The organism is Sphingosinithalassobacter tenebrarum, assembly GCF_011057975.1.
Lineage (GTDB): Bacteria > Pseudomonadota > Alphaproteobacteria > Sphingomonadales > Sphingomonadaceae > Sphingomonas > Sphingomonas tenebrarum.
This window is the reverse complement of the sequence record NZ_CP049109.1, coordinates 591649-613422: the sequence shown is the minus strand read 5'-3', so window position 1 is coordinate 613422 and position 21774 is coordinate 591649. Positions and strand designations below refer to the sequence as shown.

Below are 21774 nucleotides of genomic sequence, written 5' to 3'. Positions count from 1 at the left end.
ACAACCCGCCGTCTGCGCTCGCGTTCCGACGGCAGGCAAACGAATGGTGACAAGGCAAGGCGGCCCGTGCGGCCGCGTTGCGCTATTCCTTGCTTGTCTTGCGGCTTCGTGACTTGGCCGGTGCGGACGCATCGGCGGGCGCCTTTGCCTCGGCCTTTGCGCGCGTGCGCTTGGGGGCGGGCTTCGCGTCACCAGCCGTCGCCGGTGCGGCCTTGGCGCGCGATCGCTTGGGTTTGGCGGGCGCCTTTGCGGGCGCGCTTTCGGTGACTTCCCGGCTCGCGCGCTCCCAATGCTCCTTGTCGCGCCCATGCGGGCGGCCTTCTTCTTCCCAGATGGCGAAGGCCCGTTCGCGAATACGTGTATCGGTCATGTTGCTTCCCCTTTCCTTCCGGCGCCCGACAGCGCCGCCGCGGCTGTTGCACAGTGATGAAATGGTTCAGGCGCCGAATATGTCCCCTAGCATCGTTCGCTTGGGACAAAGGTTAAGTCCGACGCGGTTTTCCCGCAATTCGCCGCGAATGTGAAGACCGCGTGCCCCCGGTTCACAGGGCGCCCCGATCCACGATAGAATATGCGCAAACCCGGCAGGGAGATTCCCATGCGCGTCGCCGTTTTCAGTGCCAAGGGCTATGATCGCCGCTTCCTCGAAGCGTCGAACCGCCGCTTCGGGCACGACCTCATTTTCTTCGACGCGCGGCTCGACACGGCAACGGCGCAGCTTGCCGACGGCGCCGACGCGGTGTGCGTCTTCGTGAACGATTGCGTCGATGCCGATGTGCTCGCCGCGCTCGATCGGCTCGGCGTGCGCACGGTGGCGCTGCGCTGCGCGGGGTTCAACAATGTCGATCTGCCCGCCGCCGAGGCGCTGGAGATCGCGGTGGTCCGCGTTCCGGCCTATTCGCCCGAGGCGGTCGCCGAATTCACCATCGGGCTGCTGCTCGCGCTCGATCGCAAGATCCATCGCGCCTGGGCGCGCGTGCGTGAGAACAACTTCGCGCTCGACGGACTGATCGGGCGCAACGTTCATGGCCGCGTCGCCGGGGTCGTCGGAACCGGCCGGATCGGGGCGCTCGTTGCCCGCGCGCTGCGGCTGGGCTTCGGCTGCGAGGTGCTGGCGAGCGACCCCTATGAGGACGAAAATCTCAAGGCGATCGGCGTACGCTATGTCCCGCGCGCGCAATTGCTGACGGAGAGCGACATCATCTCGCTCCATTGCCCGCTCACCCCCGACACGCGCCATCTGATCGACCGGGAGGTGATCGCCCGGGCGCGCAAGGGGCTGGTGATCGTCAACACCAGTCGCGGCGCGCTGATCGACACGAGCGCGGTGATCGAGGGGCTGAAACGCGGCGATATCGGCGGCATCGCGCTCGACGTTTATGAACAGGAGGCCGATCTGTTCTTCGCCGACCTGTCCGATGAAATCGTCCAGGACGATGTGTTCCAGCGGCTGCTCACTTTCCCCAACGTCCTGATCACCGGCCATCAGGCGTTCCTGACCGAGGAAGCGCTGACCGCGATTTGCGACACGACGCTCGGCAATCTCGCCGCGGTGGAAGCCGGCGAACCGCTGGTCAACCGCGTATCGAGCGCCAGCCATATGGGCTGCCCGGTTCAGCCCATCGTCCCGTGAAGCGCGAGGTCGCGCGCCGACCGGCGAACCGACGTCGCCGCGCCGAGATAGGACTTCACGAAACTACGATGCACCGACTGCACCTCAGGCATGAGAGCGGCACGCGCCGCCTGGCGATGATCGAGCGCGCGACGGACGAGATAGCGAATTTCGTTGCGATGCATGGCATACCCCTTTCGCCGATCATATTGCAGGCGGAATGAAGCCGCGTCGTTACGGGATTATCCGCATCGCGGGCGAGCTATTGCCCGAGCAGGAAGATCGAATAGGCGCTCAGCACATAAACGGCGACGAGCAGGATGCTGATCCAGCCGATGACGCCGAAGAAGCGCGCGCGCGGCTGATCGAGGATGCCGATGATGACGATCCCCGACATGATCGTCGCGGCGAAGGCCGATCCGGCATGCGCCGGCGAAGCATCGGCGAGCAGCGCCCCCCTGGTATAGGCAAAATCGTCGATGGCGAGGATCAGCACGTCGAACAGGTTGCTGCCCAGCAGATTGGCGGTTGCCATGTCGACCGCGCGCAGCCGCAGCGCGGCGAGCATCACCACCAGTTCGGGAAGCGACGTGGCGGCGGCGACGAACAGGGTTCCGACGAAGCTGGTCTTCCAACCCATCGCCTCGGCGAGCGCGACGCCGATGAACGGCAGTAGCGCGCCGGCGAGACAGATCACCAGCGCCGCGCCCGCATAGCGCAGGATCGCAGGTCCCAGCCGCGCGTCAGGCTGCGGTTCCGACACCACGCCGCCAGCGTGCCCCTGATGCCGGAAGGAAGCGCGCACCGCGACGAAATAGAGGATCACCAGAAAGGGCGAATAGATGCTGACATGGGCGATGCGGAAATCGAGCGCGCCCCGCGCGACGATCAGCAGCGCGCCAACCGTTCCGATCAGGATGAGCCCGAGCGTCGCGGTGAGGATATGGCTGCGATCAATCGTGCCGAACAGCGACTGGTCGCGGCTCAACAGGTCGAGCACCGCGATCAGCAGCAGGTTGAAGATGCAGCTCCCCAGCACATCGCCCACCGCGATGTTGGGCGCATCGGCGAGCGTCACCGAACTCAGGCCGGTCAGCAATTCGGGAAGCGAGGTGGCGGTGGCGAGCAGGATCAGCCCGACCCAGGAACGCGAAAGCCCGCTGGCATTGGCGATCGCGTCGGCCTGCCGCGTCAGCACCGGCCCGGCCATCATGATGACCGCGGCGCAGGCGAGAAATGCGAGCCAGATGATCATTGCTTTCCCCCGCTGTCAGGGGCGTGTCTAGCCGCGCAGACCGTCGAAGCGATAGGCGTCGCGCGCATATTCGCGCATCGCCCGTTGCGCGCTGAAGGCGGGGCCGATCGTCGCGATTGCATCGCGCATCATGCCGTTCCAGCCTTCGCGATCCTCATACCAGGCGGGCAGCACCGTTTTTGCAAGCATGTCGAGCAGCAGCGCGCCGTGGCGATCGGGATCGGTATCGCCATCGCCGATCGTCCAGCCGTTCGCGCCTTCGCGCACGCCCTCCAGCCACCAGCCGTCGGGGGTACTGAGGTTAAGGCCGCCGTTGATCGCCGCCTTCATCCCGCTGGTCCCGGAGGCTTCGAGCGGCGGCACCGGCAGGTTGAGCCAGACATCCGCCCCGCCGACGAGCAGATGCGCGAGTTCGAGCCCATATCCGGGCAGGAACACTACCGACGGCATGTCGTCGCATTGCCGCGCGAAATCGTGAATGGCGCGGATCGCGTCCTTGCCGCCGCCGTCATTCGGATGCGCCTTGCCCGCGATCAGCAGCGTGAAGGGATGGCGCCGCGCGATCGTTCGCAGCCGATCGAGGTCCTCGAACATCAGCGTCGGCCGCTTGTATCCGGTCATGCGGCGCGCATAGCAGAGGATCGGCCGCTGCGGATCAAGCTGCCGCCCGGTGCGCGTGCGGACGCTTTCGATCAGATTCGCGCGCGCGGCCTCGTGCGCCTGCGCGACACGCGCGGGATCGGTCATGGCGATCGCGGCGAGCGCGTCGCTGTCCTCGCGCCAGCCGGAGGCCTGTGCATCGAACAGCGCCTGCATCGCCGGCGCCGCCCAATAGCCGGGATGGACGCCGTTGGTGACATAGGCGATGTCCTCGCCCGGATAGAGATCGCTGGCGACGTCGCGATGCCGCTTCGACACGGCATTGGCATAGCCCGAAAGCCGCATCGCGAGCAGCGTCATGTCGAGATCCTCGGCATCCGGCAGCACGCGATCATAAGCGGCGCGATAGTCGCGCGGCAACTCCGCTTCCATCAGCCCGAACGCGAACCTGTCGCGCCCCGCCGCGACGGGCGTGTGCGTGGTGAAGACGCAGGCGCGGCGCACCGTGTCGATATCCGATCCGGCGCGCACCAGTTCGAGCGGCAGCAGCGCGGCATGGCCTTCGTTGAGGTGCCAATGCCCGATCGCGAGCCCGATCGCGCTCAGCAGCCGCGCCGCGCCGATGCCGAGCACGGCCTCCTGCCGCAGCCGATAGCGCGCGTCGCCGCCATATAGCCGACCGGTCAGCGCGCGGTCCTCGGCGCTGTTCTGCGGCAGATCGGTGTCGAGCAGCAACGTCGCGACCCTGGCGCCGGTCACGCCTTCGCTGACATGCATCCAGGCGCGCACCGCAACGTCGCGCCCCGCGACCGGCACCGTAACCACTGTATCGAGCGGCACCGCATGGTCCCCCGGCTCCCAGGGATGCGGACGATCGATCTGATTGCCCTGCGCATCGATTTCCTGAAGGACATAGCCCTCCCGATTGGCGAGCGTGACGAACACCATCGGCAGCGCCAGATCGGCTGCCGCGCGCAGATAATCCCCCGCAAGTACACCCAGCCCGCCGCTATAGCAGCGCATCTCCGGCGCGATTGCGATTTCCATCGTGACGAACGCAGTCGAGGCGCCTTTGAGCGCGACGGACAGATCGGCCAAGTCTCATTCCTTCCAGGGCGTGATACGCAACACCAGCGAGCAACGCGCGGGCAAGGCGATATTTTCCGATGCGACACGACGCCCCGCCGGCATCGCGCCCGATGTATCGAACACGACGTACCACGGCCCTCCGGCGAGCAGGAAGCGCCGCGTCTCCTCGCTCGCGTTGAAGAACATCGCCAGCCGGTCGGCACCGTCGGCGCATCGCGGTTCGATCACGCATCCGATCAGATTGTCCGCGCCCTGCCATTGCGGCTCGCCGCCGTCCGCACCCAGCCAGGTGATATCCTCCGCCGTATAGAAACGCTCGGCGCTCAGCACCGGGTGCGCGCGGCGAAACGCGATCAGCCGCCGGACGAAAGCGACCAGTTCCGCATTATCCGCCACCAACCGCCAGTCGAACCAGCTGACGTCATTATCCTGGCACCAGGCATTGCTGTTGCCGCGCTGCGTCCGCTTGCATTCGTCCCCGGCGAGCAGCATCGGCACCCCGCGCGAGACCATCAGCGTCAGCAGGAAATTGCGGATCTGCCGGTCGCGCATCGCGACGATTTCGGGATCGTCGCTCGGCCCCTCGACACCGTTATTGTCGCTGTGGCTCTGCGCGGGACCGTCGCGATTGGCGTCGCCGTTCGCTTCGTTGTGGCGGTGGCCGTAGGAAACGAGGTCTGCGAGCGTGAAGCCGTCGTGCGACGTGACCAGGTTGATGCTGTTCACCGGCGTTTTGCCGCCGTCGCCGAATAGATCCTGACTGCCGCACAATCGCGTCGCGAACGCACCCGTCATGCCCGGATCGCCGCGCCAGAACCGGCGGACATCGTCGCGGAAATAGCTGTTCCATTCGGCCCAGCGCACGCCGGGGAACCGCCCGACCTCCTCCGCGCCGCCCGCGTCCCAGGCCTCGGCGATCAGCTTGACGCCACCCAAAATCGGGTCCTCGGCGATTTCCTCGAGCAAGGGCGGACGCGGCAGCAGCGTGCCGTCCGAATCGCGGCCGAGCACGGTCGCCAGATCGAAGCGGAAGCCGTCGACATGATAGTCGACCACCCAGTGGCGCAGCGCGGCGATGATCAGCGCATGAACCACGGGGCGGCTGCAATCCACCGTGTTGCCGCAACCGGTGAAGTCGTGATATTCGCCGGTTTCGGGCTCGATCATGTAGTATGTGGCATTGTCGAGCCCCTTGAGGCTCAGTGTCGGCCCCGCAGCGCCGCCTTCGGCGGTGTGATTGAACACGACGTCCAGAATCACTTCGATTCCCGCCTTGTGCAGCGCTCGGATCAGCGTCTTGAGCTCGATCGTCGGATCGACATCGGCATAGCCGGGATGCGGCGCCATGAAGCAGACCGGATCATAGCCCCAGTAGTTGGCCCGCGCATGGCCGTCGACGGGCGAAGCAGGCGCAGCGCAGGGAAAGGCCTGAACCGGCAGCAGCTCGACCGCGGTGATACCCAGCGACTGGAGATGCGGGATTTTCTCGATCAGGCCAAGATAGCGGCCGGGATGCGCGACCCCCGCCGACTCGTGCCAGGTGAGCCCGCGAACATGCGCCTCGTAGATCACGGTCTCGCTCCAGCCGTGATGCGGCCGGCGATCGTCGCCCCAGTCGAATTCCGGCGTCCCCATCCGCGCGCGAAAGCTCCGGTCCGGCTGTTCACGGACATCGCAGGCATAGGGATCGAGCAGCACGCGCGAGGCATCGAAGCGATGGCCGAGATCGGGCCGCGCGGGGCCGTTGGCACGCACCGCATAGTCGAAATCGGCACCGGCCCCGGTGACTTCCGCATGCCATATCTCGCCGGTACGATGCGTCAGCGGGTCGAGCGGGAATTCGGCGCAGGGTTCCGATTCGCCCGGGCGGAACAGCAACAGCCACATCGCGGTTGCATGGCGGCTGAAAATCGCGAAATTATGGCCCCGCTCGTTCGCGGTCATACCCAGGGGCAGCGGAAGGCCGGGCGCGAGGAGCAAGAAATTCCCGGTTGATGGGCTATCGGTCACGGGATGCTCCGAAAATGCTTGCGATTTGCTCTCTGGAAGCAACGCCGCGCAGGGTGCACCCGGAAAGTTACGTACAGAAATCCCGGCGACGAAGCGTATCTTGGATACGGAACCCCCAATAGGCCAGGAGGGTCCACATGACGAATTATCGTGTCGGCTTCTACAACGAACTGTGCGATTCCACAGGGCATGACCATCATGTCTGCCAGCGCGAAATCCTGATCACCACCGAAGGCGGTGAGGAAGCGGCGATCGCCAAGGCGATTGCCGAGTTCGAGCGGCTTGAGCGGATCGAACACTGGAAGGCGCGCGCCAGCGAAGTGAAGTGCACCAAACTGGCCCGCTAGCGCCACCGGCAGGTCACGAGCCCGTCTCCCGATCGACACCGGCGGCGAGCTCCACCACTTCCTCGGTGATCGCTTCCTGACGGCGCTGACGATATTGCGCGGCCAGATCCTCGCTGCTGCGCTTCACATGTTCGCTCACGCTCATCATCGCGCGCAGTCGCGCTTCCTGTTCCGCCGCGAACGCCAGGACGACCGCCTCGCAAAGCTCCGCAAAGACATATTCCTCGGCCAGTTGCGGCAGCAACACATCAGGAGAGAGCGTCGTCAGCGGCGGCGCGTCGCTTCGCCGCACCGGGAAGCGCGCATAATCGAACGGGATCAGCGTCGACACTCGAAATTCGGCAACCGCCCGCTTTCGGGAACGGCGTGCACCAGCGTCACGCGATCGGTGCCGTGCGCCGCGACTCGCGCATACAGCGCCTCGGCAACGCGGCCCGCCGTGGCGGCGGCTTCGCGAACATGCAGCGGCATCGCATCCGACCAGACGGCGTCGAGATCGCGTGCCTCCGCCAGCATCCGCGTGCGGCTGCCGAGCAGCATCAGTTCGGCGACTGCGCCCGCTTCGGCGAGCGCAGCTTGCCCGGCGTCGAGCGCGCGATCGCCGAAGGGACCGGCAAAACCCTGTTCGGCGCCGATCAGGATCACGATTCGCCGCGCCTCGGATGCCTGCCCGGGCGGCGCGGCCATTGGCGTGGCGAGCGCCAGCGCGGTGCCGATCGCATCGCCCACCGTAGCGGCATAGGCGCGCACCGCTTCGAGCCGCGCGTCAGCCTCGTTCCTGCGCGCGGCGGCGATCCCGCGCATCGCGGTCACCACCGCGCCAAGCTGATGCACGGTCTCCATGCGTTCGGCGATGGCGGCGAGGCGATCGGTCATGTCGCGTCAGGCGAAGCGATCAGCGAGCGGACGACGTCGCGCAGCGCCGTACGCGCTTCGTCATCAAGTTCGCCGGACGTTTCGATCGCGCGCACCGCAGCGCTCGCCTGCGCGTCGAGCCGCTTGGGAAGGCGCTCGCGCAGCGCGGCGACGGCCTCGGGCGGAATTGCATCGAACAGGCCTTCCGCAAGTCCGGTCAGCAGCGCGACACTATCGGCCATGCGCAGCGGCGACAGGCGCTGCTGGGTGAGCAGCGCACGGATGCGCTCGCCGCGCACGATCCGCGCCTTGACGCGCTCGTCGGAAAGCCCGCCGAAGCGCGTGAACATCTCGAGTTCCTGAAACTGCGCATAATCGAGCCGGATGCGGCCCGAGGCCTTGCGCAGCGCGGGCTTCTGCGCCTTGCCGCCGACGCGGCTGACGCTCAGCCCGACATCGACCGCGGGCCGCTGCCCCGCCGCGAACAGCCGCCGGTCGAGCACGATCTGCCCGTCGGTGATCGAGATGAGATTGGTCGGGATATAGGCCGACAAATTGCCCGCATCGGTCTCGGCTATCGGCAACGCGGTCAGGCTGCCTCCGCCAAGCGCGGGCGACAGGCGCGCGGCGCGTTCGAGCATGCGCGCATGGAGATAGAAGATGTCGCCGGGATAGGCCTCGCGCCCCGGCGGCTCGCGGGTCAGCAGCGAAATCTCGCGATGCGTCGCGGCGTGCTTGGTCAGGTCGTCGAGAACGATCAGCGCGTCCCGCCCGCGGTCGCGGAAATATTCGGCGATCGAAAAGCCCGCGAACGGCGCGATCCACTGCATCCCCGACGCGGAGGCAGCGGCCGCGACGACGAACACGGCGCGATCGAACGCGCCGTGCGCGCGCATGTCCTCGATGACGCGCTCGACTGCGCTCGCGCGCTGTCCGATCGCGACATAAACGCACACCACATCCGAATGACGCTGGTTGACCATCGCATCGAGCGCGAGCGCGGTCTTGCCCGTCGCGCGATCGCCGATGATCAGTTCCCGCTGGCCGCGTCCGATCGGGAACAGCGTGTCGGCGACCAGCAGCCCGGTCTCGAGCGGCGTATCGACCAGATCGCGGTCGAGGATACGCGGCGCCTCGCGTTCGATCTGCAGATGGTCCTCGGCCGCGACTGCCTCGCCGCCGTCGAGTGGCCGCCCGAGCGGGTCGACGACTCGGCCGAGCAGACCGGGCCCCACCGGCACACGGATCACATCGCCGGTGCCGTGGACCCGCGCGCCCGCCTCGATCGCACTGTCCCGGTCGAGCAGCACGGCGTTGAGCCCGTCGGCCTCCATGCTGAGCACGAAGCCGTAACAATCGCCGGGAAACCGCAGCAGTTCGCCGAGCCGCGCATCGGGCAGGCCCGAGACAAAGGCGATGGTGTCAGCAGTGTGTTCGACGCGCCCGAGCGCCTCCGCGCGCGGACCGACGGCGGCGCGCGCGACGCGATCCGATTCGCGTGCGAGCCACTCGCCGGCGCGGTCACCCGTCATGGCTCAGCTCCCGGGCGATCCGGTCGAGATCGGCGCGCAGGCTGTTGGTCGCGACGGCGTGCGGTCCTTCGAGTTCGACGCCGGCAAGGACAGCGGGATCGACGGTCACCGCCGGCGTCCGATCGGTGGCGAGCTTCGCCGAGACGAGGTCGTTGAGCTGCGCGGTTTCACTTTCGTCCAGGGCACGCGGCACGCGCACCATAAGGTCGGCGCTTGCCAGCGCGGCGCGGCTTTCCTCGGGCAGCGCGTCGATCGCCTCGCCCAGACCCGGCAGAAACGGCAAGACCTGCATCGCGGCGGGCAGCCGATCGAGCAGCCGGCGCGCAATGGCGACTGCGAGCCGCGCCGCCTGTCGCCGGCTCTCGCGATCGGCCTCGTCGCGATGCTTCTCCCGCTCGGCGGCGGCGGCCTGTCTCAATGTGTCGGCTTCCGCCTTCGCGGCGGCGACGAATTCTTCGCGCGCCTTCGCCGCTTCGCCGGTCGCCGCGTCGAGCATTGCTTCGCGCTTCGACGCAACGTCCTTGCGTAGGGCCTCGGCAGCGGAACGCTCGCTTTCCGCCTGCGCGCGCGCGGCATCGGCATCGGCGAGCAGCTTCGCCGCAGCCTGTTGCCGCGTGGCAATGATCGCGGCGACCGGACGGAACAGGAAATGGCCGAGCAGCCAGATCAGGACGATCGCGTTGACCGCCTGCAGTCCCAGCGTCCACCAGTCTATCCGCACCGCCGCTCGCTCCGCCGATCAGTGGACGAAGGGATTGGCGAACAGCACGAGCAGCGCGACGACGAGGCAGTAGATCGCCATCGTCTCGATCATCGCCAGCCCGACGAACAGCGTTCGCGAAATGGTGCCCGCCATTTCGGGCTGTCGCGCGATCGCGTCCATCGCGGCAGCCACCGCCCGCCCTTCGCCGAGCGCCGGGCCGATCGCGCCGAACGATACCGCGAGCGCGGCGGCGAGGATGCTGGCGATCTGGACAAGGTCGGTCATGTCGGTTCCTGCGAATGAGTGTCGGGGGAAGAAGGAGCGGATTCGCCGATCGCGGCGCCGATGAACACCATCGCCAGCACCGCGAAGATATAGGCCTGGACCGCGCCGGTGAGCAGGTCGAGCGCCATCAGCGGGATCGGGACGAGCAGTCCGGCGAGCGAGAGCAGGATGCCGATGACGAACACCCCGCTCATCACGTTGCCGAACAGGCGCACGATCATCGAGAAGGTGCGCGTGATCTGCTCGATCAGGGTCAGCGGCGCCATGAACCAGACCGGCTCGGCGAAGCTCTTGAGATAGCCGAGCGCGCCGCGTGCACGCACGCCTTCGCGGATCATCGCCGCGAACACGATCGCGGCAAGCGCCGCGTCGGTCTCGATATGGGCGGTCGGCGGCTCGACGCCCGGGATCAGCGCGGTCCAGTTGGCGATCAGGATGAACACGAACAATCCGCCGATCAGCATGCGGTGGCGCGCCGGGTCGGCCTGCATCGTGTCGCGGATCTGGCTGTCGATCGTCGACACCAGCAGCTCGAGCGCGACCTGCGCCTTGCCCGGTTCGATCCGCAGCCGCCGCGTCAGCAGCGCCGCGCCGCCGACAAGGACCAGTATGATCCCCCAGGTGACGAGCACCGGCATGGTGATCGGCACGGAACCGAGCTGGAACACGGGTTCGATCGCGAGCGGCGAACCGATCATGGCAGGTCCGCGAAAGCCGGTGGAGCAGCAGCAGTCGCGTCGCGATCAGCGTTACCACCGCCGCGACGAGCGTCGCCGCCCCCAGCTGCGCCAGCGCGAACAACGCCGCGGCGAGCAGCGCGAAACGAACGAACTGCAGCAATACCGCCGCCGCCGCCCGCCCTTCGGACATCCAGCGCACGCTGGGCGAAAGCGTGCCGAGATGGAGCGCGGCGAGCGCGATTCCACCAAGCGCGCCGAGAAGAAGCTGCAGCGTGACGCTCATGACCGATGCATCCAGCGCCACGCCGACCAGAAGCCGATCGACACGCCGAGCAACAGCAGTGCCGCCGTCATCATGATGCCGCTGTCGAACCGCCGGTCGACGAGGCGGCCGATCGCCACTCCCGCCAGCGCCGGGAGGACGATCATCCAGCCGAGCACGCCAATCTGCGCCAGCCGCGCGGCGAGCGAGGGTTCGGGGGTCCGTGCACCTCTTTCCGCGCGGCGCCGCGCGACATGCGCCGCATCGGCCAGCCGGTCGGGCGGTGCGGAGTCGCGATCGGTCATATGCCGATCTCCGTCGCTCCAGGCGCGCGCAGATGCGCCACCAGGCTGCGCACCGCACGCGCGTGCAGCCGCATCGCATCGACTCGTTCGCCGCGCGCGCGTTCCTTCTCCTCGGTGCGCGCCGAGGCGATTTCCCGTTCGAGCCGGGCGAGATCGTCGCCGCAATGCGCCTCGCGCGCCGATACTTCGACTTCCTCACCGTCGCGCACGACGAACAGCGCGCCGTGCACCGCGCAAAATCGCTGCGGGCCCTCGGCCTCGGTGCGCCAGCGCAGCACCGCGCGCTGCATGACCGTCAGCATGTCGAGATGCCCCGCCATAATGCCGAAGCTGCCCGATTCGTCGTCGCCGCGCACCAGATACACAGGCCCGCGCGGCACAGCGATTTCGGTGGGCGTCGCGATGGTGAGGTACAGCGTCATGCCGCCGCGCTTTCGGCATGCGCCTTTGCCTCGGCTTCGTCGATACCGCCGATCATGTAGAGCGATTCCTCGCTCCAGGCATCGCAGTCGCCGTCGAGGATTCGCGCGCATCCGGTGATCGTGTCGGCGAGCGGCACCGATCTGCCTGCCATCCCGGTGAACGCCTCGGTGACGGCGAAGGGCTGAGTGAGGAAGCGCATCAGCCGCCGCGCCCGGCCGACGACGCGCCGGTCCTTCGCCCCCAGTTCCTCGACGCCGAGCAGCGAGATCACGTCCTGCAGCTCCCGATATTGTTCGATCGTCCGGCGCACCTCGCGCGCGATGCGGACATGCTCCTCGCCGACGACGAGCGGGTCAAGCAGTACCGATGACGACGCGATCGGATCGACCGCAGGATACATGCCCTCGGCAGCCATGTCGCGCGAGAGCATGACGGTGCTGTCTACATGCGCGGCGATCGCGGTAACGGCGGGATCGGTGAAGTCGTCGGCGGGGACGTACACTGCCTCGATCGCGGTCACCGCGGCGTCGCCGAGCGAGGCGATCCGCTCCTGCAACGCGGCGACTTCGCTCGCCAGCGTCGGCTGATAGCCGACCCGCGAGGGAAGGCGGCCGAGCAGCCCGGACACCTCCGCGCCCGCCTGTACGAAGCGAAATACATTGTCCATCAGCAGCAGCACGTCGCGACGCGCCTCGTCACGGAAATATTCGGCGATGGCGAGTGCGGTCATGGGGACGCGCCAGCGCGCACCGGGCGGCTCGTTCATCTGGCCATAGACCAGCGCCGCGCGGTCGAGCACGCCCGACCGGCGCATGTCGAGCAGGAGCTCATGCCCCTCGCGCGAGCGTTCGCCGACACCCGCGAATACCGACAGGCCCTGATAGCTTTCGGCCATCGCGTGGATCAGCTCCATCACCAGCACCGTCTTGCCGACGCCCGCGCCGCCGAACATCGCCGCCTTGCCGCCGCGGCTGAGCGGCGCGAGCAGGTCGATCACCTTGATCCCTGTCGCGAACAGTCCCGACGATCCCGCCTGATCGGCAAGCGCGGGCGCGGGTCGGTGGATCGGACGGCGCGGCGTGTCGGCGGGCAGGGGCCCGGCATCGTCACCGATCGCCCCGGTGACGTCGAGCAACCGTCCGAGCACGGCGTCCCCCACCGGCACCGTCAACGGCCCGCCCTCGGCGGTGACCGCCGCGCCACGCCGCAACCCCGCGGTGTTGCCCAGCGCGACCGCGCACACCGTATGCGTATCGAGATGCGCCTGCACTTCGGCGCGCACCGTCCGATCGCCGTCGGCGATCGTCAGCGCTTCCTCGATCGCGGGAAGGGGCCCGTCGGCAAAGCGCGCGTCGAGCACCGCACCGCGCACCGCCACCACGGTCCCGCAACCGGCCACGGGCGGCGCCACCCCGATCAGTCCGCCCCGGCGGCCGTCTCGGCCTGTGCGACGGTGGCGATCGTCTTCACGAAGCTGTCGGGATTAAGCGAGATCGAATCGATCCCCTGTTCGACCAGGAAACGCGCGAATTCGGGATAGTTGCTCGGCGCCTGGCCGCAGATGCCGACCTTGGCGCCGCTCTCGTGCGCGCGGTCGATCACCTGCGCGATCATCGCCTTCACCGCCGGATCGCGCTCGTCGAACAGCGGCGCGAGCATCGCCGAGTCGCGATCGATGCCGAGCACCATCTGGGTGAGGTCGTTGGATCCGATCGAGAAACCGTCGAAGCGCTGCGCGAACTCCTCGGCGCGCAGCACGTTTGCGGGGATTTCGCACATCACATAGACCTGCAGTCCGTCCTCGCCGCGCGTCAGCCCGTTCGCCGCCATTTCGGCTAACACACGATCGGCTTCGTCCGGCGTGCGGCAGAAGGGAACCATCACGATCAGATTGTCGAGCCCGATCGTCTCGCGCACGCGCTTGAGTGCGCGGCATTCGAGCGCGAAGCCTTCGCGATAGCGCTCATTGTAATAGCGCGAGGCGCCGCGAAAGCCGAGCATGGGGTTTTCCTCATGCGGCTCGAATCCCGCACCGCCGAGCAGATGGGCATATTCGTTGGTCTTGAAATCGCTCAGCCGCACGATCGCGGGATGCGGATGGCAGGCGGCGGCGATGCGCGCCACGCCGAGTGCGAGCGTTTCGACGAAATAGTCCTTCGGATCGGCATAGCCGCGCGTCAGCGCCGCGATCTCGCGCTTCGCCGCGCGATCGGTGACGCGTTCGGGATGGACCAACGCCATCGGATGGACGCGAACCCAGTTGCTGACGATGAACTCCATCCGCGCCAGCCCGACGCCTTTGGCGGGCAGCCGCCACCACGAAAAGGCAGTGTCGGGATCGGCAAGGTTGACCATCAGCTGCGTGCGCGTGTCGGGGAGCGCGGCGACGTCGATATCCTCGCTCGAAAAATCGAGCGTACCGGGATAGACGCGCCCCTCGTCGCCCTCGGCGCAGGACAGGGTCACGGCGTCGCCGTCCTTGAGCAGTTCGGTCGCATTGCCGGTGCCGATGATGGCGGGCACGCCCAGCTCGCGGCTGACGATCGCCGCATGGCTGGTCGTGCCGCCGTGATCGGTGACGATGCCCGATGCCTTGCGCATGATCGGCACCCAGTCGGGATCGGTCATTTCAGTGACCAGCACCGCGCCGTCGCGGAACTGCGCGATATCGGCCGGGTCGCGGATCAGGCAGACCTCGCCCGCGGCAATCGCCTGGCCCACCGCCGCGCCGGTGACGATCGGCTCGGCAGCGCCGCGATCGAGGTGCCAGCTGCGCAGCGGCGCCGAGCGCCGCGCGGCCTGCACCGTCTCGGGCCGCGCCTGGACGATATAGAGCTCGCCGCTGCGCCCGTCCTTGGCCCATTCCATATCCATCGCGCGGCCGTAATGGCGCTCGATCGCACAGGCCCATCGTGCCAGCGTCAGCACTTCGTCGTCGCCCAGCACCAGCGCCTGCCGCTCGGCGGCGCTGGTATCGAGCGTCTGCGTGCGCGCGCTGCCGCCGCTGGCATAGACCATCTTGCGCGCCTTGCGCCCGCGCTTCTTGCCGATGATCGGGCGCTTGCCCGGCACGTCGAGCAGCGGCTTGAACACGCTATAGGCATCGGGATCGACCGCGCCCTGCACTACCGTTTCACCAAGGCCCCAGGCGGCGCTGATCGAAACGACGTCGGGAAAGCCGGTATCGGGATCGAGCGAGAACATGACGCCCGATCCGGCCTCGTCCGAGCGCACCATATGCTGCACGCCGATCGACAGCGCGACGGCGAGATGATCGAACCCCTTGGTCTCGCGATAGGAAATCGCGCGATCGGTGAACAGCGAGGCATAGCAGCGCCGGCACGCATCGAGCAGCGCGACCTCGCCGCTGATGTTGAGGAACGTCTCCTGCTGCCCGGCGAAGCTCGCATCGGGCAAATCCTCAGCGGTTGCGCTGGAGCGTACCGCGACGGCGGCATCGGCCTCGCCCAGTTCCTCGCACAGCGCGCGATAGGCGTCGCGGATCGCGGCGACCACGGCGTCGGGCAGCGGCGCCTCCAGCAAGCGGCGGCGGATCGTCTCGCCGGTCTGCTGCAGCGTCAGGCTGCCGTCGCGCATCCCCGCGATCGCTTCGCGCAGCGGCGCTTCCAGCCCGGCATCGGCGATCGTCCTGCGATAGGCCTCAGCGGTGGTCGCGAAGCCATCGGGAACGCGCACCCCGCTCGCGCCGAGATGCTGGATCATCTCCCCCAGCGAGGCATTCTTGCCCCCGACCCGCGGCACGTCGGATATGCCGACCGCGACAAAGGGGAGGACATAGGGCTCGGTGCCGTCCGCTCCCTGCGGGGCGGCGGTACGAGCGGGCGACGCATCGGGGGCACTGGTCATGCCCCGAATATGTCGCACCGCCCTCCCGGTTCCGATTCGCAATGTTACGGAGCGTGCCGCCGCTGCGACGTGCCGCGTCGGTCAGGCGGCAAGCGCCTTGTCGATCGCGGCGAGCAGCTCGGGGTCGCTCGGCGGCGTATCGGGAGCAAAGCGCGCGGCGACTTCGCCGTCGCGGCCGATCACGAACTTCTCGAAATTCCACAGCACTTCGGGCTTGGGATGGATCGGAATGTTCTTGCTCGACAGGCGTTCGCGCATCGCTTCGCCATTGGGACCCTGCGCTTCCGGTTCGGCGGCGACCAGCGCCGAATAGAGCGCGTGGCGATCCTCGCCCGCGACGCTGATCTTCGAGAACATCGGGAAAGTCACGTCATATTCGGTCGAACAGAAGGTCGCGATTTCCTCCTCGGTGCCGGGCTCCTGCGCAAGGAAGTTGTTGGCCGGGAAGCCGAGCACGACCAGACCGGCATCCTTCTTGGAGCGATAGAGCGCTTCGAGCCCTTCATATTGCGGGGTGAGGCCGCATTTCGAAGCGACGTTGACGACGAGCAGCACCTTGCCGGCATAATCGCCGAGGCTGGCATCCCTGCCATCGATGGTGCGGACCGGGACGGTCTGAAGTTCGGTTGCCATAATCTCTCTTCTTTCGCTTGGAGGGAGGATCAGTAGGTGATGCCCTTGGCGGCAAGGCGTTCGTGCAGCGCGGGCTCGACTGCGTCCTCATGCGCCTTGCGCAGCTGGACGATCGAGGCAAGCGGGCATTCGACATAGTGGATCGCGCGCCAGCCATCGGCCTTGCGCCGCAGCACCATCGAAATCCGCACCGGCCCGCCAAAGGGCCGCGGATAGAGGCGGTTGCCTGGAATATAGGTGCTCCAGTTGGCGTGGAAGAACGCGATCGCGACATCGTCGCTCGCCCGGGTCGCATGCAGATCGTGCCAGCTCACCAGCCGCTCGGACTGGGAACGGTCGACACCCCAATAGCGGTGCACCGCGTCCCATCCGTGATGCGGTTCCGCCTCTTCGGCCAGATAGGTGACATCGGGTTCGTCCGCGTCCCACAGTGCCTTCATCGCAGGGACGTCATAGCGGTTCCATGCTTCGAAATAGGCATCGAGAAATTCGGTCAGTTCTTCGTGCAGGCTGGCCATCGGGTCAGGCTCCCAGCTTGGGCAGGGTGAGCGGGCGGCGCGGAATGCTCACCGTCTTCTGCCGGGTGTAGAAGGCTTCGGCGGCGCGGCCGCCCTCGGCGCCGACGCCCGATTCGCGATAGCCGCCGAACGGGGCGTGGAGATCGCGGATCATCGGGGTGTTGCACCACACGGTGCCGGCGAAGATGCGCTCCTGCCCCTCCATGATCTTCGCAATGTCCTGCGACCAGATGTAGCTGACCAGCCCGAAGCGCGATTCATTGGCGATGGCCCATGCCTCCTCGGCGGTGTCGAACGGCATGATCGCCGCGAACGGGCCGAAGATTTCCTCCTGACACAGCCGATGCGTGTTCGAATCGACCTCGACGATGGTCGGCTGGAAATAATAGCCGCGCTCGAACCCTTCGGCGCGGCCACCGCCCACAAGGATACGGGCGCCGGCATCCTCGGCGGCGGGGACGAAGCTCATCACATGATCGTAATGCGCCTTGGTCATCAGCGGGCCGACTTCGGTGGTCGCTTCGCGCGGATGGCCGACACGGACCTTCTTCGCGCGCGCCACGAATGCCTCGACGAAACGGTCATAGATGCCGCGCTGGACGAGGATGCGCGATCCGGCGAGGCATTGCTGGCCGTTATTGGTGAAGATGCCGACCAGCGCGCCATCGACCGCCTGTTCGAAATCGGCATCGTCGAAGATGATGTTCGCCGATTTGCCGCCCAGTTCCATGACGGACGGTTTCAGCATCGCGCCGGCGGCCTCCATGATGATCTTGCCTGTCCGCGTACCGCCCGTGAACGAAACGCCATCGATCAGCGGGTGGCGGACCAGCCGGTCGCCGCTTTCCACGCCCAGCCCGTTGACCAGATTGACCACGCCCGGCGGCAATCCGGCGCCCTGCATCACCTGAGTCATCATCGTGAGGCCGAGCGGCGCCTGCTCCGCCGGCTTGATGACGCAGCTGTTGCCGAAGGCGATGGCCGAAGCGATCTTCATCGACCCCAGCGCGAGCGGCGAATTCCACGGCGAGATGAGACCCGCGACACCCAGCGGCTCGCGCCGGACATAAGTGAGGTAATTGGCCTCCTGCTCATAGAGCTCGGCGGTCATCTGGCCGATATAATCGGCGAAGAAACGGAAATTGTCGGCTGCACGGCCGACCTGCCGCCCGCGCACCTGATGATAGGGCAGGCCGGTATTGGCGCATTCGATATCGGCGATGTCATCGGCCGCCGCGTCGATCGCGTCGGCCGAATCGCGCAGCACCTTCTGCTTGTCCGCGACGGGCAACAGCCGCCAGTCGCCCTTTTCGAAGGCGGCGCGGGCCGATGTGACGGCGCGGTCGACCAGCGCGTCCTCGGCGCCGGGGATCGTCGCGATCACTTCCTCGCTGGCGGGATCGACAACGTCGAACGGAGTGCCGCTGCCGGTGACCGGCTGGGCGTCGATGATGGCGGTCGGCGTGTCGGTCATGGGGCAAGTTCCTTCGGGCTGGTGGCTTGGGCGAGGCGCGCGACCCATTGCGAGCGGTCGAGCGCGGGCAGCCCCGCGACACGGCAGAGCTGCGCGGCGAGGCAATAGTTGGAGGAAAATATGGCAGGGCCGTCCTCGGCTTGCGCGAGCAGCGCGAGCGACGGCATGCCAGTGCCGCTGAGCAGCACCGCGTCGACATCGAGCTTCGCCAGTTCCTGCGCGACCGGCCGCGCATCGGCGCTGCCCAGCGTATAGATGCCGCGCGTATCGGCGATGCCGGTGTCGATCCGCCGTACCGTCGCGACATCGAACCCGGCTTCGCGCCAGAAATCGGCCGCCGCGTCGGAAAGCGTCCCCGGATAGGGCGAGGCGAGTGCGATTCGCTTCGCCCCCGCCAGGTCCAGTTCTGCGGTTATTGCGTCGGTGGCGGTCACGATGGGAAAGCCGAACTGCCGCTGCAGCCGATCGAGCAGCAGCGCCTGATCGTTCGCACGCACCAGATAGGAAGAACCGGTGCAGGCGAATCCGAACGCCGCCGGGCGCAGCGTGTCATAGCGTTCGAGCGCGGTTTCGAGACCGAGCAGATAGTCGCGCAGCCGATCGTTCGACGCTTCCGCGCCGCTGGTGAGCCGCACCGTCTGAGTCAGCACGGTCGGATCGAACAGGATGCGCATCTCCGCCTCGACCGTGGGGTTGGCCTGCGGCGTACCGATGCCGATGATCCCGGCGCATCCGTAATCGTACCGGCCGCTCATGCGATTTCCGCCGCGCGGGCGAGGCCCGTGTACATCGATGTGCGCAGCAGATGCGCGCGCGCCTTGTCGGGATCGGCGGCGATCGCCTGAAGCTCGGCCAGCATTTCGCGGCGACGCGCGGGATCGCGCTCCTGCATCCGCGACCGGTTGCGATCGGCCTGTTTGAGTATCTCGTCCTCGGCGATCGGACGGCGACGGCGCGTATAGCGATCGAGCAGGTCGGGCGACACGCCGTCGATCACCTGTTCCAGCGTGTTCACCAGCTCGAACGCGTCATGGATGCCGCCGTTCATCCCCATGCCGCCCGAAGGCGAATTGAGATGCGCGGCGTCGCCGGCCAGCAGGATGCGGCCGTTGCGATAGCGGTCCACGATCCGCATGTGGATGCGATAGGGCCGGATTTCGTCAACGATATGCGGCGTATCGCTCGGCGCGATTTCCTGCAGCTTGCGCGCGATGCTTTCGGGCCGCACCGCATCCTCGATGGTCTCGTCGCCATCGGGATAAAGACTGCACCGCCACAGATCGGGCAGCCGCAACAGGCTGAACGTCCCGGCGTCCTTCCAGACATAATTGACGTTGGACAGCCCGGGCAGATGCTCCTCGAACGGAAAGCGAGTCGTCGCGAGGATCGTCGTTTCGGGATAGGTCTTGCCTTCGAAACTGGTCGCGACTTCGCCGCGCACGCGCGAGCGGGCGCCATCCGCCCCGATCAGCCAGCCGCCTTCGAAGATTTCGGTCGATCCGTCCGCCGCCTTCGCCGTGACACGGACGCCATTGTCGTCCTGTTCGATCGCATCGGCCGCCATGCCCATCCGCACATCGCCGCCGCGCTCGCGCACCTGCGCCAGCAGGATGCGGCACAGAGTCGCCTGCGTGCATTGCAGGCGATAGGGGTGGGCTGTGTCGTCCGCGATCGCGGCAAGATCGAACAGCGCCTTCTCGCCGCTCGGGTGCAGGCGAATCTGCCAGGTGCGACCGATCAGCCCCTGCGCGATAAGCGGCGCGCCCGCGCCCAGCGTATCGAGCATTTCAAGCGTCGGAGGATGAAAGGTGGAGGCTCGCAAATCCTCAGAAAGCTGCTCCGCGGCCTCGATCAGGACGAAGGGAATCCCCTTCTCCTGCATCAGCCGCGCGGCGGTCAGGCCCACCGGCCCCGCACCCACGATCACCACCCGTCTCTTATCCGGTCCCACAGCGTCCCCTTGCGTTTCCATTTGTACTAGATATAAGACTATTCAACAGGCGTAAACGCTCCAGAGCGGCACGAGGTCAAGCGAAAAGCGTCCCAGCCGCCGCTCGGCAGTCGCCAAGGACGGAGGTGCATCATGGCCGTGGACACGACATCGGATCGCCAGAATTCCGCCATCCCGGATATCGAATCGCTCGCGCATCCGACGCTCGACGAACGCGGGCGCCAGCGCTTCGCCAGCGCGCTGCGTCGCTATGCGATTCAGGATATGCCCGAAGCGGTTCACGACGATTTCGAATCGCGGATACGGCCCGCCGCCGAAGCGCGCGGCACCGTGTTCGATTCGGCCCGCGCGATCGACGCCGCGATGGAAAAAGAACCGAGCTACCAACTCTACAGCGCGCTTCGCTACAATGCGCAGGAAATGTGCTTCCTGTCGGTGCAGGACGAAGTCGAGCGCGCCCTGCCCGAGATGATTGCGGTTGCCCGCGACGCCGCCGAGCGCAATCCGGCGGGCGGGTCGCTGCGGCTCGACCCCGATCTTGAAATTCCGCGCTATGTCACGGCGCTCGACGTGCATCTGACGCCGGGCTGTTTCCATTCCGAATGGATCGAGGACGATGTCGCGCAGGGCGCGGTCGTAAGCCTTGGCGCGCGCGTCTTCAGCGCGAGCATGAATTTCCGCAGCTGGGGCGGCGTCGCGCGCGTGATCAGCCGCTGGATCAAGCACAAGCGCCCCGATTTCCGGCCGCTGCGCATCCTCGATCTGGGCACGTCATCGGGGAAGAACTTGATCCCCTATGCCGATGCCTTTCCCGAGGCCGAAATCCACGGCGTCGATGTCGGCGCGCCGCTGCTGCGCTGGGGCCATGCGATTGCCGAGCACATGGATGTGCCGATCCATTTCAGCCAGCAGAATGCCGAGCAGCTCGACTTCCCCGATCAGCATTTCGACCTGATCGTATCGAGCTTCTTCTTCCACGAAATTCCGGTCAAGGCGACGCGCAACGTGCTCGCCGAATGCCGACGCTTGCTGCGGCCCGGCGGACTGATGGTGCATCAGGAACTGCCCGCGTCGAACCTGGTCGATCCGTGGGAAGACTATTTCTGGAACTGGGATACCGAGCACAATAACGAACCCTTCTACACTGCCTTTCGCGCGCAGGATCCGATTGCGCTGTGCGAGGGAGCCGGGTTCGATGCCGGGCGCAGCTTCGCGCATATCCTGCCCGACGTGAACAGCTATCCCGATCGCCACAGCGAGTTCGACTGGGACGAACCGGGACGTCCGCGTCACGGCAAGGGCGGCTGGTACGTGTTCGGCAGCAGCCTGCCCGAATAAGCGTCGGGCGACCGGGGGAATTACCAACATCACCG

General features: G+C 67.0%; 23 protein-coding genes. 3 read left to right on the top strand and 20 right to left on the bottom strand.

The window, feature by feature from the left end; genetic code table 11:
- Positions 1 to 82: 82 nt before the first annotated feature.
- Positions 83 to 370 carry a DUF2934 domain-containing protein gene (locus G5C33_RS03115; protein WP_165325879.1) on the bottom strand — a complete coding sequence of 96 codons (288 nt, stop codon included), beginning with the start codon at positions 368 to 370 and terminating at the stop codon, positions 83 to 85.
- Positions 371 to 598: 228 nt separating this feature from the next.
- Between G5C33_RS03115 and G5C33_RS03110 the strand changes: the two genes are divergently transcribed.
- Positions 599 to 1633 carry a 2-hydroxyacid dehydrogenase gene (locus tag G5C33_RS03110; RefSeq protein WP_165325878.1) on the top strand — a complete coding sequence of 345 codons (1035 nt, stop codon included), beginning with the start codon at positions 599 to 601 and terminating at the stop codon, positions 1631 to 1633.
- On the opposite strand, the gene G5C33_RS03105 is transcribed toward G5C33_RS03110, so the two are convergent.
- The 4 genes from G5C33_RS03105 to G5C33_RS03090 all read right to left on the bottom strand — a co-directional run bounded on the left by G5C33_RS03105 (position 1615) and on the right by G5C33_RS03090 (position 6500).
- On the bottom strand, positions 1615 to 1797 hold the full coding sequence (locus G5C33_RS03105) for a hypothetical protein (RefSeq protein ID WP_165325877.1): 183 nt from the start codon (positions 1795 to 1797) through the stop codon (positions 1615 to 1617). The two genes, G5C33_RS03110 and G5C33_RS03105, sit on opposite strands and share 19 nt — an antisense overlap.
- Positions 1798 to 1874: 77 nt before the next feature.
- Positions 1875 to 2867, bottom strand: coding sequence for a sodium:calcium antiporter (locus G5C33_RS03100; RefSeq protein ID WP_165325876.1), 993 nt, complete (start codon positions 2865 to 2867; stop codon positions 1875 to 1877).
- Positions 2868 to 2894: 27 nt separating this feature from the next.
- A complete protein-coding gene (gene glgP, locus G5C33_RS03095; RefSeq protein WP_206518627.1) occupies positions 2895 to 4565 on the bottom strand; it encodes an alpha-glucan family phosphorylase in 1671 nt (556 codons plus the stop codon).
- Positions 4566 to 4568: 3 nt separating this feature from the next.
- Positions 4569 to 6500 carry a glycogen debranching protein gene (locus tag G5C33_RS03090; protein WP_165325875.1) on the bottom strand — a complete coding sequence of 644 codons (1932 nt, stop codon included), beginning with the start codon at positions 6498 to 6500 and terminating at the stop codon, positions 4569 to 4571.
- A 203-nt stretch (positions 6501 to 6703) separates the two neighbouring features.
- Here G5C33_RS03090 and G5C33_RS03085 point away from each other — a divergent pair, with 203 nt between their 5' ends.
- Complete coding sequence (locus tag G5C33_RS03085; protein WP_165325874.1) at positions 6704 to 6913, top strand: hypothetical protein; 210 nt, start codon at positions 6704 to 6706, stop codon at positions 6911 to 6913.
- A gap of 13 nt (positions 6914 to 6926) precedes the next feature.
- Here G5C33_RS03085 and G5C33_RS19410 read toward each other — a convergent pair whose 3' ends face one another.
- The 15 genes from G5C33_RS19410 to G5C33_RS03010 form a co-directional block, all read right to left on the bottom strand.
- Entirely contained in the window at positions 6927 to 7244 is a 318-nt protein-coding gene (locus G5C33_RS19410; RefSeq protein WP_165325873.1) for a F0F1 ATP synthase subunit gamma, read from the bottom strand.
- The gene (locus tag G5C33_RS19405; protein WP_165325872.1) at positions 7232 to 7789 is read right to left on the bottom strand and encodes a F0F1 ATP synthase subunit gamma; all 558 of its coding nucleotides are present in this window, start codon (positions 7787 to 7789) and stop codon (positions 7232 to 7234) included. Before G5C33_RS19405 ends, G5C33_RS19410 begins: the two co-directional genes overlap by 13 nt.
- The gene (locus tag G5C33_RS03070; RefSeq protein ID WP_165325871.1) at positions 7786 to 9300 is read right to left on the bottom strand and encodes a F0F1 ATP synthase subunit alpha; all 1515 of its coding nucleotides are present in this window, start codon (positions 9298 to 9300) and stop codon (positions 7786 to 7788) included. Before G5C33_RS03070 ends, G5C33_RS19405 begins: the two co-directional genes overlap by 4 nt.
- Entirely contained in the window at positions 9290 to 10021 is a 732-nt protein-coding gene (locus G5C33_RS03065; RefSeq protein WP_165325870.1) for a F0F1 ATP synthase subunit B family protein, read from the bottom strand. Before G5C33_RS03065 ends, G5C33_RS03070 begins: the two co-directional genes overlap by 11 nt.
- Positions 10022 to 10039: 18 nt before the next feature.
- Entirely contained in the window at positions 10040 to 10288 is a 249-nt protein-coding gene (locus G5C33_RS03060) for a F0F1 ATP synthase subunit C (protein ID WP_165325869.1), read from the bottom strand.
- Positions 10285 to 10986, bottom strand: coding sequence for a F0F1 ATP synthase subunit A (locus G5C33_RS03055; RefSeq protein ID WP_165325868.1), 702 nt, complete (start codon positions 10984 to 10986; stop codon positions 10285 to 10287). Before G5C33_RS03055 ends, G5C33_RS03060 begins: the two co-directional genes overlap by 4 nt.
- A gap of 261 nt (positions 10987 to 11247) precedes the next feature.
- Positions 11248 to 11535 (bottom strand): AtpZ/AtpI family protein, encoded by a 288-nt coding sequence (locus tag G5C33_RS03050; RefSeq protein WP_165325867.1) that lies wholly within the window; start codon positions 11533 to 11535, stop codon positions 11248 to 11250.
- Positions 11532 to 11957, bottom strand: coding sequence for a F0F1 ATP synthase subunit epsilon (locus tag G5C33_RS03045; RefSeq protein ID WP_165325866.1), 426 nt, complete (start codon positions 11955 to 11957; stop codon positions 11532 to 11534). The genes G5C33_RS03050 and G5C33_RS03045 overlap by 4 nt, the downstream gene beginning before the upstream one ends.
- Positions 11954 to 13375, bottom strand: coding sequence for a F0F1 ATP synthase subunit beta (atpD, locus tag G5C33_RS03040; RefSeq protein WP_206518682.1), 1422 nt, complete (start codon positions 13373 to 13375; stop codon positions 11954 to 11956). Before atpD ends, G5C33_RS03045 begins: the two co-directional genes overlap by 4 nt.
- Positions 13375 to 15825 carry a phosphoenolpyruvate synthase gene (ppsA, locus tag G5C33_RS03035; RefSeq protein ID WP_165328676.1) on the bottom strand — a complete coding sequence of 817 codons (2451 nt, stop codon included), beginning with the start codon at positions 15823 to 15825 and terminating at the stop codon, positions 13375 to 13377. The genes atpD and ppsA overlap by 1 nt, the downstream gene beginning before the upstream one ends.
- Positions 15826 to 15906: 81 nt before the next feature.
- A complete protein-coding gene (locus G5C33_RS03030; protein WP_165325865.1) occupies positions 15907 to 16458 on the bottom strand; it encodes a glutathione peroxidase in 552 nt (183 codons plus the stop codon).
- Positions 16459 to 16487: 29 nt separating this feature from the next.
- Positions 16488 to 16976, bottom strand: a complete 489-nt coding sequence (locus tag G5C33_RS03025; RefSeq protein ID WP_165325864.1) for a YybH family protein — start codon at positions 16974 to 16976, stop codon at positions 16488 to 16490.
- Positions 16977 to 16980: 4 nt separating this feature from the next.
- Positions 16981 to 18450, bottom strand: a complete 1470-nt coding sequence (locus G5C33_RS03020) for an aldehyde dehydrogenase (protein WP_165325863.1) — start codon at positions 18448 to 18450, stop codon at positions 16981 to 16983.
- On the bottom strand, positions 18447 to 19205 hold the full coding sequence (locus tag G5C33_RS03015; protein WP_165325862.1) for a maleate cis-trans isomerase family protein: 759 nt from the start codon (positions 19203 to 19205) through the stop codon (positions 18447 to 18449). The genes G5C33_RS03020 and G5C33_RS03015 overlap by 4 nt, the downstream gene beginning before the upstream one ends.
- Positions 19202 to 20377: an FAD-dependent oxidoreductase gene (locus tag G5C33_RS03010; RefSeq protein WP_206518626.1), complete on the bottom strand. Its 1176-nt coding sequence runs from the start codon at positions 20375 to 20377 to the stop codon at positions 19202 to 19204. Before G5C33_RS03010 ends, G5C33_RS03015 begins: the two co-directional genes overlap by 4 nt.
- A 156-nt stretch (positions 20378 to 20533) precedes the next feature.
- Here G5C33_RS03010 and G5C33_RS03005 point away from each other — a divergent pair, with 156 nt between their 5' ends.
- Positions 20534 to 21739 carry a class I SAM-dependent methyltransferase gene (locus G5C33_RS03005; RefSeq protein ID WP_165325860.1) on the top strand — a complete coding sequence of 402 codons (1206 nt, stop codon included), beginning with the start codon at positions 20534 to 20536 and terminating at the stop codon, positions 21737 to 21739.
- Positions 21740 to 21774: the final 35 nt, after the last annotated feature.